Annotated in this window: 10 protein-coding genes; 6 read left to right on the top strand and 4 right to left on the bottom strand. The window is 70.3% G+C overall.

What is annotated here, in order from left to right:
• Positions 1-4: 4 nt before the first annotated feature.
• The 3 genes from VGI12_02310 to mutS are packed head-to-tail and all read right to left on the bottom strand — an operon-like array spanning position 5 to position 6,655.
• Entirely contained in the window at positions 5-1,075 is a 1,071-nt protein-coding gene (locus VGI12_02310; protein ID HEY2431477.1) for a deoxyhypusine synthase family protein, read from the bottom strand.
• 59 nt (positions 1,076-1,134) lie between these two features.
• Positions 1,135-3,948, bottom strand: coding sequence for a hypothetical protein (locus tag VGI12_02305; GenBank protein ID HEY2431476.1), 2,814 nt, complete (start codon positions 3,946-3,948; stop codon positions 1,135-1,137).
• Positions 3,949-3,991: 43 nt separating this feature from the next.
• Positions 3,992-6,655: a DNA mismatch repair protein MutS gene (gene mutS / locus VGI12_02300; GenBank protein ID HEY2431475.1), complete on the bottom strand. Its 2,664-nt coding sequence runs from the start codon at positions 6,653-6,655 to the stop codon at positions 3,992-3,994.
• Positions 6,656-6,688: 33 nt separating this feature from the next.
• On the opposite strand from mutS, the gene tsaB reads away from it, so the two are divergent.
• The 5 genes from tsaB (at position 6,689) to pssA (ending at position 9,636) form a co-directional block, all read left to right on the top strand.
• A complete protein-coding gene (gene tsaB / locus VGI12_02295) occupies positions 6,689-7,387 on the top strand; it encodes a tRNA (adenosine(37)-N6)-threonylcarbamoyltransferase complex dimerization subunit type 1 TsaB (GenBank protein HEY2431474.1) in 699 nt (232 codons plus the stop codon).
• The gene (rimI, locus tag VGI12_02290; GenBank protein ID HEY2431473.1) at positions 7,359-7,844 is read left to right on the top strand and encodes a ribosomal protein S18-alanine N-acetyltransferase; all 486 of its coding nucleotides are present in this window, start codon (positions 7,359-7,361) and stop codon (positions 7,842-7,844) included. Before tsaB ends, rimI begins: the two co-directional genes overlap by 29 nt.
• Before the next feature lie 48 nt (positions 7,845-7,892).
• The gene (locus VGI12_02285; GenBank protein ID HEY2431472.1) at positions 7,893-8,141 is read left to right on the top strand and encodes a YdcH family protein; all 249 of its coding nucleotides are present in this window, start codon (positions 7,893-7,895) and stop codon (positions 8,139-8,141) included.
• Between the two features lie 62 nt (positions 8,142-8,203).
• Positions 8,204-8,845, top strand: coding sequence for a phosphatidylserine decarboxylase (locus VGI12_02280; protein HEY2431471.1), 642 nt, complete (start codon positions 8,204-8,206; stop codon positions 8,843-8,845).
• Positions 8,845-9,636, top strand: coding sequence for a CDP-diacylglycerol--serine O-phosphatidyltransferase (pssA, locus tag VGI12_02275; GenBank protein HEY2431470.1), 792 nt, complete (start codon positions 8,845-8,847; stop codon positions 9,634-9,636). The genes VGI12_02280 and pssA overlap by 1 nt, the downstream gene beginning before the upstream one ends.
• Positions 9,637-9,648: 12 nt before the next feature.
• On the opposite strand, the gene VGI12_02270 is transcribed toward pssA, so the two are convergent.
• Positions 9,649-13,644: an ATP-binding protein gene (locus tag VGI12_02270; protein HEY2431469.1), complete on the bottom strand. Its 3,996-nt coding sequence runs from the start codon at positions 13,642-13,644 to the stop codon at positions 9,649-9,651.
• 24 nt (positions 13,645-13,668) lie between these two features.
• On the opposite strand from VGI12_02270, the gene VGI12_02265 reads away from it, so the two are divergent.
• On the top strand, positions 13,669-14,646 hold the full coding sequence (locus tag VGI12_02265) for a hypothetical protein (GenBank protein ID HEY2431468.1): 978 nt from the start codon (positions 13,669-13,671) through the stop codon (positions 14,644-14,646).
• Positions 14,647-14,653: the final 7 nt, after the last annotated feature.

Genomic DNA, 14,653 nt, shown 5'->3' with positions numbered 1-14,653 from the left:
ACAGTCAGCGGGTCTCGAAGCGCGCCACGGGCAGCGGCCGGCCGTTGATCACGAGCGCCGGGCCGGACAGATCGAAGCGCATCGGTTTTCGTGCGGCAAGCGCCGAGGCCGCCGACGCGCCCAGCGCGCTGACGAGCAGCGGCATCGCGACGGTCGCGTCGGCGTGAACGGTCACCTGTTCAGCGTCGGTCGCCAGCTTGCCCCAGCTGCGCGCCTCCTCGAGACTCGAGCCGGAGGCGCCCCCGAAGTGCGGTACGTCGGTGACGATCTGCAGGGCATAGCGATGTCCGCCGACGCGGTCGTCGAAGAACTCGGCCTGCACGCTGGCCTGGTTGATGAAATTCTTCGGCGTGCCGCCGCCCAGCACGACCGAGGCGGTCCGCGGATGGCGGATCACGATGTTGGCCGACTCGACGATGTCGGCGATGACGTCGACGGCGCCGGCGGTCTGGTCGCGGTGCCGGGCCTGCGACAGCCCCATCCCGATCGAGGAATCGGCAATCGCCGGACAGAAAATCGGGACGTTCGCCTTGTAGGCCGCGGTCAGGATGCCCTCCTGTCCGGTCTGCTGCCAGAGGTACTCGCCCAGCCGGTAGAGAAACTCGCGCGAGCTGTACGGGCGCCGCTCGAGCGTCAACGCGAACGAGGCGATCCACTCGTCGTTGTCGCAGAACTCCTCTTCGCGCGCGTAGGTGTCGTAGACGCGGTCGATGTGCTCGGCCTGCAGCGCCGCATCGTCCTCGTGCGGCGACCCGAGGTAGTGGTGGCGGCCGCGGGTCTCGTGCAGGTCGTGGTAGAGGTTGGCGCCGGTCGACACCAGGCAGTCGATATAGCGATGGGCGATGAGATGGCTGACGATCAGCCGCAAGCCGCCGGCGCTGAGCGCGCCCGCGATTCCCATGAAGACCGTGCAGTCGCTGTGGAGCATCTTTTCCCAGATGCGCCGCGCGGTGGCGAGATTGCGCCCCTGAAACGAAATGCGCTCCATGCGCGCCAGCAGGTCGTCGGCCGCCGCGTCAGGCTGGACGACGAACGGCTCGACCGGCTCGCGAAGAAAACGGGATTTCGTCTTCATGCCGCCGATATTCTGCCACGGATATCCACGGACGCTGCCCATCCATCTGCGCGCGCGGGCTAGAAGGCGTAGCCGAGCCGCGCGAAATACGCGGCGCGATCGCGCGCGGCGACGGGGTCGTGCGTCCAGGCCACACCGGCGGTGAGGGTGACCCGCAGTGTGTAGGCGAGGATCGTATCGGTCGAGATCTCGCCGCCGACCGCGCGCCGAATCCTGTCGCCGCTGAACGACGCGTCCCACGCGGTGCCGGCGTCGACGAACGCGGCGCCATGCAGGGCGCGGACGAAGAACGGCCAGGTCCCGGCTCCGCGCTGCACGCGCAGGAGCGGGAAGCGCAGGTCGGCGTTGGCGACCGCCGCATGGGTGCCGATCACATCGTCGGGATCGAAACCACGCAGCAGACCGATGGCGCCGTTGCCGAAGTCGAATGCCGCCGGCAGCGGTCCGTTGCCCGCCGCGGAGAAGATCCGCTGGGCGACCGTGTCGCCGCGGCTGGAAGCGCCGGCAAGGCGCAGCGCCAGCACGGTGTGCCGCGACAGCACGCGCTGGTACAGCCGCGCGTCGAGCACCATGGCGGCGGCCGTCCCCGACGCCGGCCCCGTCGCGCGGCTGCCCTCGATGGCGGCCTCGACGGCGGCCCCTTCTTCCGCGCTGATGGAATACGCGAACAGGCGGCGGCTGTCGAACAGCCAGCCGCCACGCAGCGAGCGCAGATCCCGAGTCAGGCTGTGGCACGGCTCGGCGCAGATCGTGTCGTCGTGTTCGGCGTTGACGCCGGCCAGCAGCGTCTGACTCCACCTGATGTGCCGGAAGGGGAGCAGCGCGCCGGCGAACACCTGACGCATGCGCGTCTCTCCATCCCGGACCGGATCGGTGTCGTCGCCGTAGCTCGCAAACATGGTGGGGCGCCACCGATCGTACGCGTAGGAGGCGCTCCAGTCAGGACGGGCGCGCGCGGCGCTCCACGCCGCCCACGCCGAGTAAGTGTGCCGTCCGAGCGCATCCGACATCCCGGTGCTTACACCCAGCTGCGTTTCACCGGCGTCCGTCTGGGCGATCGGCTCCCAGTAGGTCGGCGCCAAGGTGCGCAGGGGAGCATACGACCGCGGCACGACCGCCGGCTGCTCCGCCGCTTCCGGTTGTTCGCGAACGCGGGAATTCCCCGGCAGGGGATCGGCGGATCTATCCGACGGCGAACGCAGAAGGAACGCGGGCGGCAGCGAATACAGGTCGTAGCCGCCGGCAGAATAGCCGATGTAGACGAGCGATCCGTCAGGCGCGATTTCCGGCGCCTGCGCACCCGAGAGCGAGTCGGTGATCTGGCGCACCGCACGGGTCGCCACGTCGACGGCAAACACGTTGAACGGCGCGTCGCCGGGGTCGGCGGCAAACAGGATCGTGCGGCCGTCCGCGCTCCATGACGGGGTGATCAGTCTGGCGTCGGCGCGGCGAACGAGCGTCTGCAGCGACCCATCGGCGGGATTCACCAGCACCAGTTCGTAGCCGCCGGCATGGCGGCGGCCGGCCACGAGACGGGCGCCATCGGGCGACCAGCGCGGCCCGCTGAAGTCCGATGCCTCGTCGTCGATCAGCACGCGCGGCGGTGTGTCGCGCGCGCGCGGATCGAAATCGAGGAGCGCGAGTATGTGGCGGCCGGGCCGGAGCGCGACGCAGGCGATGCGGCGTCCGTCGGGCGAGACGTCCGGCTGCGCGGCGCGCGCCTCGTGGGTGAGCTGGATGACGGCGCCGCCGTTTCGCGGTACGGCATACAAGTCCGACAGCAGCGCGACTGAACGCACGAGGGCGACTTGATCGAACACGACCCAGTCGCCGCTGACGCTGGTGCGATCGCCGGCGACGCGCCAGGCAAGCCGGTCGCGTTCGCCGTTGCGCAAACGCAACAGCGCCGGAAACCCGTCGGCGTTGCTGGTGGAGTAGTAGATCCAGCCGTCGGCGGCGACGCGCGGCGCGGCGACGACGAACCCGTCAGTGGTCAGCCGCCTTGCAGCGGCATCGGTCGTGCTCTGCGCACCCGCGGGGCTGGCGCGCCACGCCGCGAAGTCGCGCCAGAGCGTCCCGACTGATTTGCCGAACACCTGATGAAACGCGCCGGCGCCAAAGAGCGGCAGGCGTCCGGCAGTCGCATCGGCCAAGGCATCGATTCGCGCCGGGCCGAACCGATCCGACAGGTATTGATGGAAGTAGGCGCCGTAGGCGTACGCCGAGTTGCCGCCCGGCCAGTCGTCGAGGCCGCCGTTCGCCCGGTCGATCGGCGCGAACCGCCCCTGCCGCGCGGCGGTGTCGACAATGGCGCGGAAGTCTCCGGCGTCAATCCGCCCCTCGCCGGTCTGGCGGCTCTCCTCGTAGGTGGCGAGTCCTTCAATCTGCCAGATCGGCAGGAACTGGTTCGGAAAGACCAGCGGCGCCCGCCCGAACACGTGACGCACGCCATTCATGAACCCGCGTGACCGGTCCAGGTGCAGGATGTGTGTGTATTCGTGGGTGAAGACCAGCTCGAGCCAGTCGGTGGTGTTCCCGATCAGATCTTCCTCGAGCGGCGGCACCGCCGTCACCTCGATGGTGTCGTAGGGAAACGGCGTCGCCCACCCGTTGGCGACGTCGGTCTGATCGACCAGGATGACCTGCACCCGTCCGCGAGGCACCCCCAGCGACGCCTCGAAGCGACGGCGCACACGCTCGGCGATCGGCGCGAGCCGAGCGGCCAGAACTTCCTCTCCCTGGTGGGCGTGGATGTCGAAGTGTTCGGTCGGCCAGGTGCGGAACCGCAGCCGTGGGTCGTAGCGGGTGGCGGCGTCGGAAGGGGACGCTATGGCGACGACAGCCGCCAGCCCTGCCGCGCACGTGGCACGCAACAGCCAACGGCCGACACGCCGGCGCCACGGTGGTGCGGGCTCGTCACGGCTCCCCATCCGCCTCGTCCTTCAACTCGGCGAGCAAGGTCAAGGCCTGCATCGGGGTCAGGTGATCGACATCGAGGTCGCGCAGACGACGGCGGATCGGATCGTCGGCGCCGCCGGGCGCGGCGAAGAGTCCGAGCTGCCGCTGCGAGACGGTCGGCGAGCCGCTGAGCGACGGCCGGCCGCCGCGCGACAGCTCGTCGCGTTCGAGGCCGGCGAGAATCTCGCGCGCCCGCGCCACCACGGGCGGCGGCAGACCGGCGAGCCGCGCCACCTGGATCCCGTAGCTGCGGTCGGCGCGGCCGGGCACGACTTTTCGCAGCAGCACGAGGTCGTCCTTCCACTCCCGCACCACGACGTGGAAATTGACGACCGACGGCAGCGCGTCGGCGAGATCGGTCAGCTCGTGGTAGTGCGTGGCGAAGATGGTCTTCGGCCGCGCGCGCGGATTCGTGGCGAGATGCTCAGCCACCGCCCAGGCGAGGCTCAGGCCGTCGAAGGTCGCGGTGCCGCGGCCGATCTCGTCGAGGATGACCAGGCTGCGCGAGGTCGCCGAGTGCAGGATGTTGGCCGTCTCCTGCATTTCGACCATGAACGTCGACTGGCCGCGCGCCAGGTTGTCGGAGGCGCCGACGCGGGCGAACAGGCGGTCGACGATCGGCAGCTTGGCGGTGCGCGCCGGCACGAACGAGCCCGCCTGCGCCATGAGACAGAGCAACGCGCACTGCCGCAGGTAAGTCGACTTACCGCCCATGTTGGGACCGGTGAGCACGACGAGCTGCTGCGAGACGCCGTCGAGCGCGACGTCGTTGGGGACGAACGCGTCGGCGACGTGCCGTTCGACCACCGGATGACGCGCGTCCGCGGCGATGAGCTCGTCGCCGGCGTGCATCAGCGGCTTGGTGTAGTTGTGGAGCGACGCCGTCTCGGCCAGCGCCGCGAGCACGTCGAGCGCGGCGAGCCCGCGCGCCGTGTCCTGGACGCGCGGCGCCTCGGCGGCGACGCGCCCGCGCAGCGCCTCGAAGATCTCGACCTCGCGCTCGGCGATCCGCTCGTCGGCGCCGAGCACCTTCTCTTCGTATTCCTTCAGCGCCGGCGTGATGAAGCGCTCACCGCCGGCGATGGTCTGCTTGCGATGGTAATCGGCCGGTACGCTGCCGAGGTTCGATTTCGAGATCTCGATGTAATAGCCGAAGACGCGGTTGAACCGGATCTTGAGCGATGCGATGCCGGTGCGCGCGCGCTCGGCCGCCTCCATCTCGGCGATCCGCTGCTTGCCGCCGCGGCTGATGCCGCGCAGTTCGTCGAGCTCCGGGTCGACGGCGTCGCGGATCACGCCGCCGTCGCGCGCCACCGCCGGCGGCTCGTCGACGAGGGCGTGCTCGATCGCGTCGCGCACGTCGGTGAGATCGTCGAGTCCGGCGACCAGGCTCCTGACGAGCGGCGCCTGGAACTCGACCAACTGCAGGCGGGCGCGGGGCAGCGCCGCGATCGACTGTTTCAGCGACACCAGGTCGCGCGGCCCGGCGGTGCCGAGCGCGGCGCGCGCGACCAGGCGCTCGAGGTCATGGATCCCCTTCAGCGTCTCGCGCAGCTTGGCGCGCGCGGTGGCGCGAAAGGCAAAGTCCTCTACGGCGTCGAGCCGATCCTGGATCCGCTCGAGCGCGACCAGCGGCCGGATCAGCCAGGCGCGCAGCAGCCGCCCGCCCATCGGCGTGATCGTGCGATCGATGCCGTGCAGCAGCGATCCCGTCCGCCCGCCGTCGGCCGACTCGATCACCTCGAGGTTGCGGAGCGTGATCGGATCGATGAGCAGACAGTCGGCGCCGGTGCGGTAACTGACATCGCGGACGTGCGCCAGATCCGCCTTCTGCGTCTCGCGGAGGTACTGCACCAGCCCGCCGGCCGCCGAGACCGCTGAGGGGCGATCGTCGAGGCCGTAGCCCTGCAGCGACTGCGCGCCGAGCTGTGCCAGCAGCGTCCGCCGCGCCGTCGCGTACTCGAACGTCCACGGCTCGGCCGTCGTCACCCGCGCCTCGATCTGCGCATCCGCCAGCAGCGCCGCCGCGGCGTCGAAGCCGACCGGCACCAGCACCTCGCGCGGACGCAGCACCGCCAGCTCGTCACGCAGCGCCGACCGCCCCTCGTCCCCGGCGTACTCCGCGGTGCTGAACTCGCCGGTCGAGAGATCGAGCAGCGCCGCGCCGAACCCGGGGCCCGGATGCGCGGGCACGAGCGCCAGCAGGAAGGCGGGCTCACGCGCGTCGAGATAGCCGTCGTCGGTGAACGTGCCGGGTGAGACGACCCGCACGACCTCGCGGCGGACGAGGCCCTTTGCCTTCTTCGGATCCTCGACCTGTTCGACGACCGCAACGCGAAAGCCCTTGCGCACCAGCCGCGCGATGTAACCGTCGGCGGCGTGGAACGGCACGCCGCACATCGGGATCGCGCCGCCGCTCGCGTCCTTCGATCGCGACGTCAGCGTCAACTCGAGCGCGCGGGACGCGGTCAGCGCGTCCTCGTAGAACATCTCGTAGAAGTCGCCCATCCGGAAGAAGACGAGCGCATCACTGTACTGACGCTTGGCGTCGAAGTACTGCCGCATCGCCGGCGTTGCGCCGACCGGTTCGCTGGACGTACTGGAAGGGGTCGGAGAGGACATCGGCGGGACTGCGGCGAGTATAACATTGCGGAATTGACGATCCTCTCGCTCGACACATCGTCAGCATCGGGCAGCGCGGCGATCCTGCGCGACGGCGCGATCCTGGTCGAACGCCGCGGCGACGCCGCGCGCACGCACGGCGAACGCCTGCCGCGCGAGCTGATGGATCTGCTCGACGCCGCCGGCCTTCGGCTCGACGAGATCGATCGGTTCGCGGTCGCGATCGGACCAGGATCGTTCACCGGGCTCCGCATCGGCATCGCCACCGTGCAGGGGCTCGCCCTCGCGGCCGGCAAGCTCGTCACGCCGGTCTCGACCTTCGATGCGCTGCGGATCTCGGCCGGCCTTTCCGACACCGCGATCGCCGTGTGGATCGATGCGCATCGCGGCGAGGTGTTCGCGATGCTGTACGGCGCGGACGGCCGCGTCCAGCACGAGCCGACCTCGCTGCCGCCCGACGCCACCCTCGATGCGTGGGCGCTGGCGCTGGCGCCGCTCTCCTCCGTGCGCTTCGCGGGGGACGGCGCCGTGAAATACCGCGACGCGATCGAGCGCCGGATCGGCGGCGCTGCCACGATCGCGCCGGCGGTCCCGCCGCTGGCGGCCGTGATCGCGTCGATCGCCGACGCCGCACCCGACCGTGGCGTGCGCCCCCACGCCGTGGCGCCCCTCTATGTCCGCCGCTCGGATGCCGAGCTGGCACGTGACCGGCGCCGCCGGGGCGGCGCTTGAGATGCGGCTCGATCGTCTCCGGGCGCCCGCTGCCGACGCCGACCTCGACGCCGTCGTCGCGCTCGAGCAGGAGTCGTTCACGAATCCCTGGTCGCGAGAGACCCTCGTCTGGGAATTGACCCATTCGGACGTCACACGCGTCTATCTTCTTAGGGACGCACAAGATCGGGCGATTGCCTTTTGCATCGCCTGGGTCATCTTCGATGAACTGCACCTCAACACGCTGGCTGTCAGCCCGGCCCACCGGCGGCGCGGCCTGGGGACCTTCATGCTCCGCGCGGTCATGGCGGAGGCCGCGGGGGAGGGGGCCCGCCGCGCCACACTCGAGGTGCGCGAGTCCAACGTCGCCGCGCTCCAACTCTACGGACGGCTGGGATTTTCGGTGTCGGCTCGCCGACGCGGGTACTACGCGAATCCGCCCGAAGACGCCTTGATTCTGTGGCTGGAGGAGTGGTAGGGTGCGGTTATGAATGCCCTCGCGTAGTTCATTTTCCAGGAGGCGGAAATGACGACAGAGTTCGACGAGATGAAGAAACAGTTGCTGGACAGCAACGACGAGTTCCGCCAACTCGCCTCACAGCACCACGACCTGGACGAACAGATTCACAATCTCGCCACCCGCCAGTACCTCTCAGAGCCCGAACAACTCGAAGAAGTCACCCTCAAGAAGCGCAAGCTCCAGCTGAAGGATCAGATGGAAAGCATGCTGCGCCATCTCCGGCTGCCTGAGCCGATGCACGCATCGCCGCGCTAAGCCATATACAATCGAGCCAGCACAGGCCGGTCTATCGGAGGCCGGCCTTTTCTTTTGAACAGATGAAAATCGACAAGGCTGCCGCTCCCTTCGTAGCCGGTGCGCTGGTGCCGGCCGCCGTCCTCGCCGGCTCGAAACGCTACGGGTGGGCCGCCGGGTTCGCCGCGCTCGGCGCGTTCTTCGCGTATTTCTTCCGCGATCCCGAACGCGTGGTGCCGCAAGACGAAGGGCTGGTTGTCTCGCCGGCGGACGGCAAGGTCATGATCGCCGGACCGTCGGACGGCCGCTGGAGTCCGCCCGGCGAGTGGCAGCAGATCACGATCTTCCTGTCGCCGATGGACGTCCACATCAACCGCACCCCGGTCGACGGCGTCGTCTCGAGCGTTGCCTACCGGCCCGGCACGTTCCTGCCGGCGTACAAGGAAGACGCCAGCGGCAACGAGCTCAACGAGATCTGGCTCGATCATCACGGCGAGCCGGTCGTCGTGCGGCAGATCGTCGGCGTCCTGGCCCGCCGTATCGTGTGCCGGGTCGCCGAGGGGCAGCGGCTGCAGCGCGGTGAGCGCATCGGGCTGATGAAGTTCGGCTCCCGCATGGACGTGTTCCTGCCGTCGCGCGCGGAACTCGTCGTGCAAGTCGGACAGCAGGTCGTTGCCGGCGAATCCGTGCTCGCACGCCTCCACCCGCAGGGCGAAGGCTGGTGATGAACCCGCTCACGCGGCGGCGAGAGGATCGCCCGGAGCGGTTCCGCCGGGGCGTCTACCTGCTGCCGTCGATGATGACGGTGTCGAACCTGTTGTGCGGGTACGCCTCCCTCGTGTATTCCACGCGCGGGGATTTCGATACCGCCGCGGTGCTGATCGGCGTGGCGATGGTCGTCGACACGCTCGACGGCTATTTCGCGCGGTTGACGCATTCGCAATCGGCGTTCGGCGCCGAACTCGACTCGTTGGCCGACGTGGTGTCGTTCGGTGTGGCGCCGGCGATCCTGGCGTTCACCTGGGGACTCTGGCCGCTCGGCCGTTTCGGCTGGGCCGCCGGCTTCGTCTATGTCACGGCGGCCGCCGTGCGGCTGGCGCGGTTCAACATCCAGGGCATGACGGCCAGCGACAAGCGCTATTTCGCGGGCCTGCCGAGCCCGGCCGCCGCGTCGGTGACCGCCTCGACGGTGTTTCTCTATCCCTGGGGAGTGCAGGACCCGCGGATCGCGGCGCTGGCCCTACCGATGCTGCTGCTGCCAGGGTTTCTCATGGTCAGCACAATCCGGTTCCGCAGCGTCAAGGCGATCGACCTCGGCTGGCGCCGTTCGCCGGTCTGGCTGCTCGCAGGCTCGGTCGTCATCGCCGCGATCGTGATCCACCCTCGCATCGCGCTGGTGGTGCTCTCGTACACCTATGTGCTGGCGGCGCTGGTCATTTTTATCTACGGCCGGCTGCGGCGGCGGCCGCCAGCCACGGCGGCTGCGCCGGCAGGGCCGCCTCCGGCCGACGTGTGATGATCCCGCGCCTCAGGCGCGACCGGCGTCCGGACCCGCGGTAATCGGCAGCCGGATCGTCACAGTGGTGCCGGCCCCCTTCAGGCTGCGGACGGCGATCGTTCCGCCGCTCAGCTCGACATTCCGTTTGGCGATCGGCAGACCCAGGCCGGTGCCGGTCGACTTGGTGGAGAAATAGGGCTCGAAGACGCGCGCCAGCGCCTCCGCGTCCATGCCGACGCCGGAGTCCTCGACGTCGATCACCACCCAGCCGCCGTCGACGTGCGCGGTGAGCCGCAGGCGTCCATCGCCCGGCATGGCGTGGAGCGCGTTTTCGACGACGTTGGCGAGCGCGCGCGCGGCGAGCGTGCGATCGATCAGCACCATCGGCAGCGGCGCGGCGACCTCGTTCTGCAACAGGATGCGCCCGGCGAGCGGCACTCGGTACGGCTCGACCACGTCACGGACGATCACCACCGGATCGACCGGCTGCCGGCGCGCGGTCGGCGACGAGGCGAAGCTCGAGAACTCCGCAGCGATCTGCCGCAGCAGCCGCACCTGCCCGAGAATCGAGTCGACGCAGCCTTCGAGCACCGGCCCCATCGGTTCGCCGCGGTCGGCGTGCACGCGGCGCAGGTGCTCGGCCGAGAGCTGGATCGGCGTCAGCGGGTTCTTGATCTCATGCGCGACCTGGCGCGCCATCTCGGCCCATGCCTCGAGACGGTGCGTCTTTTCGAGCTGGCCGCGCTGCGCCTTCAGCTCCGCCGCCATGCCGTTGAAGGCATCGACCAGCCGTCGCAGCTCGTCGGACGAGCGCACCGCGATGCGCGCGTCGAAGTCGCCGCGGGCGATGCGTCGCGTCGCCCGCGTCAGCTGGCGGATGGGATCGGCGATGCGCTCCGCCATCGACAGGCCGATCGCCGCGCCGAGCAGGATGAAGAACAGCGCCGCCAGATGGATCCCGCGATCGAGGTCGTCGATCTCGCGCTCCACCTCGTGCTGGCGCAGCGCCAGCGGGACCGTCAGCACCGCGTTACGCGTGCCGGATCGGATCGGCGCCGCCGCCAGCATGTAGGACACGTCGCCGATGCGGTCTTCGGCGACGATGCTCGGCAGCCGCTGCAGCACGATCGCGCGGTAGATCGGCTCAGGAGTCCGGGTCGGCAGCAGCCCCGAGGCGAACAGATCGCGCTCGCTCGTCGCCGCGAGGCCCGCGCCGTAGAACACGTTGACGTCCTGGTTGATCAGCTGACTGATCCACACCATCAGGTCGTCGCCGAACGCGATCACCCCTTCGCTGCGCGCCAGCTGCTCGGAGTCCTCGATGACCCGCTGCGCGACCGCGGCCGTGCGCGCGGCCTCTCCCTGGATGTCGGTCATCAGCAGGCCGGCGAAGTAGGTGCGGACCACCAGCGCCAGGGTGAGGACCGGGACGATCGACGCGAGCACGAACGCGAGAAACAGCTTGCGGTAGAAGCTGGCCCGGATTTCCCGCAGCAGCGACCGCCCGGTCTGCGGGCGGGCGCGCGCCAGGCGGGCGAAGAGCGCGGCCGCCATCAGCAGCGCCACGTAGAGCACCGCCGCCAGCGTGGTCAGTTCCGCGAGCCGGACGAAGTGATCGAAGACCGTCGGGAGGGGATAGCCAAGCGCGTAGATGAACTGGCGATCGTTGGCGAAGTAGACGTGGTACGACCGGCCGCCTTTCGACGCCACCGTCCAGAACGGCTCGCGCGATCGATAGACGCGCGCGAACGTCGCCGGGTCGAGCTCCCACGATTCCCGTCCCGAGCTGTAGATCGTCGTCAGCCCCCAGCCGTAGGCGACGAACTCGACTTCGCCCTCCGGTAGCCCCTCCGGCGGCACGCCCGCGCCAACCAGCACGTCGAGATACGCCGACTGTGAACTGATGAACGGCAGCGTGCGGTAGTCGAAGACGACATGGGCGACGAGCGTGGCGATCGGACGCCCGTCGACGCAGACGCTGCGCTGCGCGTGCAGGGTGTTGCGCTCCTGCGCGCCGCCGAACGACTGCGCCTCGCCGACGACTTCCCAGCGGCAGTCGACGGGCCCGCTCGGCACCTGTTCGAGCGCCGACTCCGGGAAATTGAGGGCGAAGCGGCTGAGCAGTGCGCCCTGCGTGTCGTAGAGCTCGACGTCGCTGGTGAGCCGGAGGCGCGCCAGCACGGTCTGGTTCCAGATCTCGAAGGCGACCTCGGTCTTGGCGCCCTCCGGCGGAAGCCGCGCCTGCCCGGCCGCTCGGGCGATCAATGCGGCGAGGGGCAACCGGTCGATCTGCGCATCCGCTTCTTCGAGGTGCGCCTGGAGCACCTGCGGATGCGACATCGCCTGGACGGCGTAGCCGCGCTCGGGCGCGGCGATGAGCTGCTGCAGCGCGCGATCCGCATAGAAGTGCACCGTCGGATAGACGAGCAGCGCCGGCAGCAGGAAGGCCATGAAAAGCGCGAGGAGCCTCGACGCCACCGTCGCGCGGCGGTACCAGCCGGCCAGCCGCGGCGTCACCAGCGCGGCGAATGCGCAGACGATCGCGCCGAGCAGCACCGCCGCCGGCGGGATCCCCCAGCCGCGCCGCGCCGCCGCGATCGCGACGGCGGCGGTCGGCATCACCCAACAGGCGGCGGCCCACGCGTGCCACGACGACGCGCGCCGCGGCAGGCGCCAGCGGACGGCCGCCGCGACACAGGCGATCGCACCCAGCCACAGCACGGCCGCGTGACCGAGCACGATCGCGGCGAGGATGGCGATTCGGGCCGGCGCCCACGGATGCAGCGAGAAATGCGTGAGATCGACGCCGGCCGGATCCATGCTGCGGCCGAGGATTCGCTCGAATTCGACGAGCAGCGCCGCCAGCAGCACGCCAGCGGCCAGCTGCGCCACGACGAACCCGATCACCCTGCCGGACGGCGATCGGCGCCACGTCCGCAGCGAGAGCCGCATCCGCACGAGCGCCGACGCCAGCGTCGCGGCCAGCGCCGCGGCGGTCCCCGACGCAAGACACAGCCGCGCCGCGCTGCGCGCGACGCCGCCGCGCGCCCACGGCGCAATCGCAACCGCGGCCCAGAAGACGGCGCCGGCGCCCAGGATCACCAGCACGAGCGCGGCGGTAAACCGGAGCTCGCCGGCCGTGTCGCGCGCGGCGCCGCGCCGGTCGAGCAGCGGTCCGGCGAGGAGCAGGATCGTGACGGCGAACGCGATGAGCGCGGCCGACGCGGCCGTCCGACGCAGGTTCCGGCGCGCCTCGCTCAGGTCGGCGAGGCCCGCTGATGCGTCGAACAGCGGCGAACTATCCGCCGCCCGCACCTGGAACGACACGATCTGCGGATCGGGCGTGGAAGACGAGGGCTGCGGCAGCCGCAGCGCGACCGGCGCCGGCGTCGAATCGAGTGTGTAGACCGCGACGCCGAGCCCCGCCGCGGTCGGGGCCGGCGCCACGGCGTCTTCGACCGCCACGGCGCCCAGGCGCTGCCCCTTGCCCGCCTCGGCAATCGGCTCGACGTAGACGAGGCGCAGGCCGAGCGGTGTGGAGCTGACGAACACCGCCGCGGCGCCTCGCGTCCGCTCCGGCGGCAGGTCGGAGGCGCGGCCGGCCCACGCACGCGGCACGCCGGCGTTGTCGTAGATGGTGAGCGCCACGACCGACTCGTCGCTGCTCGACGCCTGACGTACCCGCTGCGCCGCGTCGAACAGCGCGCGCGCGTGCGCGTCCGAGTCCGGACTCGCCGCCATCGCATCGCGCACGATCGGATCGCCGCTGATCGCCTGCGCCGCTCTGGTGACGTCCGCCGTCATGTCGGCGACGGAGGCCTGCACGCCCGCTGCGAGCCTGGCCGCCGCGGCGCTGTCGTCGACGCCGAACCGGTACAGTTCGAGACCGAAGCCGGCCAGCACGACGATCGCCGCGAGCCCGCAGCCGCCGGCGAACAGCCGGGCCGCGCTGACGCGCGCCGTCCCCGCGATGCGCGTCACGGCGGACGAGACAGGCGTCGGCGGATCGGTACGCGTGTCGGCCACGTGTTTCGAGGATACACTGAGTGTTTGACTGTGCCGGAGACGCCAGGACTGAAAGCGGCGCTGAAGCGGGGTGCCCTGATCGCCGCCGCCAACTGGCCGCTGGTGATCGTGCAGTTCGTGGCCGAGTCGAGCCTGAAGCTGATGCTCGCCGTGCCGATCGTCGGCGGCGCGTTCCTCGTGGCGCTGCTGCTCGACACGAGCCTGAGCGAACTGCTGCGCGGAGACGCGAAGGAGATCGTCATGGCGATCGTCGGCGCGCTGACGCAGAGCCCCGCCGCGCTGGCCGCCTTTCTGGCGGCCGGGCTCCTCGTCCTGGTGGGCGGATCGATCGTCACCTTCGTCGTCAAGGCGGGCACGATCGCGCTGCTCGCGCAGGCGGAGCGCGGCGCCGGCGCGATCGAGCGGCCGCCGCTCCGGCTGGAGGCGCTCCGCCGCGCCGCGGTGGTCGCGATCGAGCCGTTCGTCGACGGCTGCCGACGCCTCTGGCGCCGCTACGTGCGCATCGGGCTCGGCCTGCTGTTCGTCTACGCCATCACCGGCGCCGCCTACCTTGCGCTGGTGCTCGGCGGCTACGCGCTCGCCGGCAACTCAGCGATCCTGCTCGGCTGGACGGCGGCCGCAGCCGCGGCCTCGAGCGTGCTCATCGTCTGGATCACGCTGGTCAATTTCTTCTATCTGATGACCCAGATGGTGGTGGCGGTCGAGGACGTCAGCGTCAGGGAGGGCGTGCGGCTGGCGCTGGTGTTCGTCTGGGGGCACCTGCGCGAAGTCGCCGCGGTGTTCGGCGTCGTGCTGCTCACCGTGCTGGTAGCGACGGCGGCCTCGATTCTCGCGACGGCTGGACTGGGGCTCATCGCCTTCGTGCCGCTCGTCGGGCTCGCGGTGCTGCCGCTGCAGTTGGCGGCGTGGCTGCTGCGCGGCATGGTGTTCGAGTACCTGGCGCTCGCGGCGCTTGGCGCGTACTTGTCGCACTACCGCTGGTATCACACCGCCCGCGCCTAGCGTTCGG

Source organism: Vicinamibacterales bacterium, assembly GCA_036496585.1.
GTDB lineage: Bacteria > Acidobacteriota > Vicinamibacteria > Vicinamibacterales > 2-12-FULL-66-21 > JAICSD01.
Note: the sequence above shows the minus strand (reverse complement) of the source record. Positions and strands in the feature narration are given on the sequence as shown.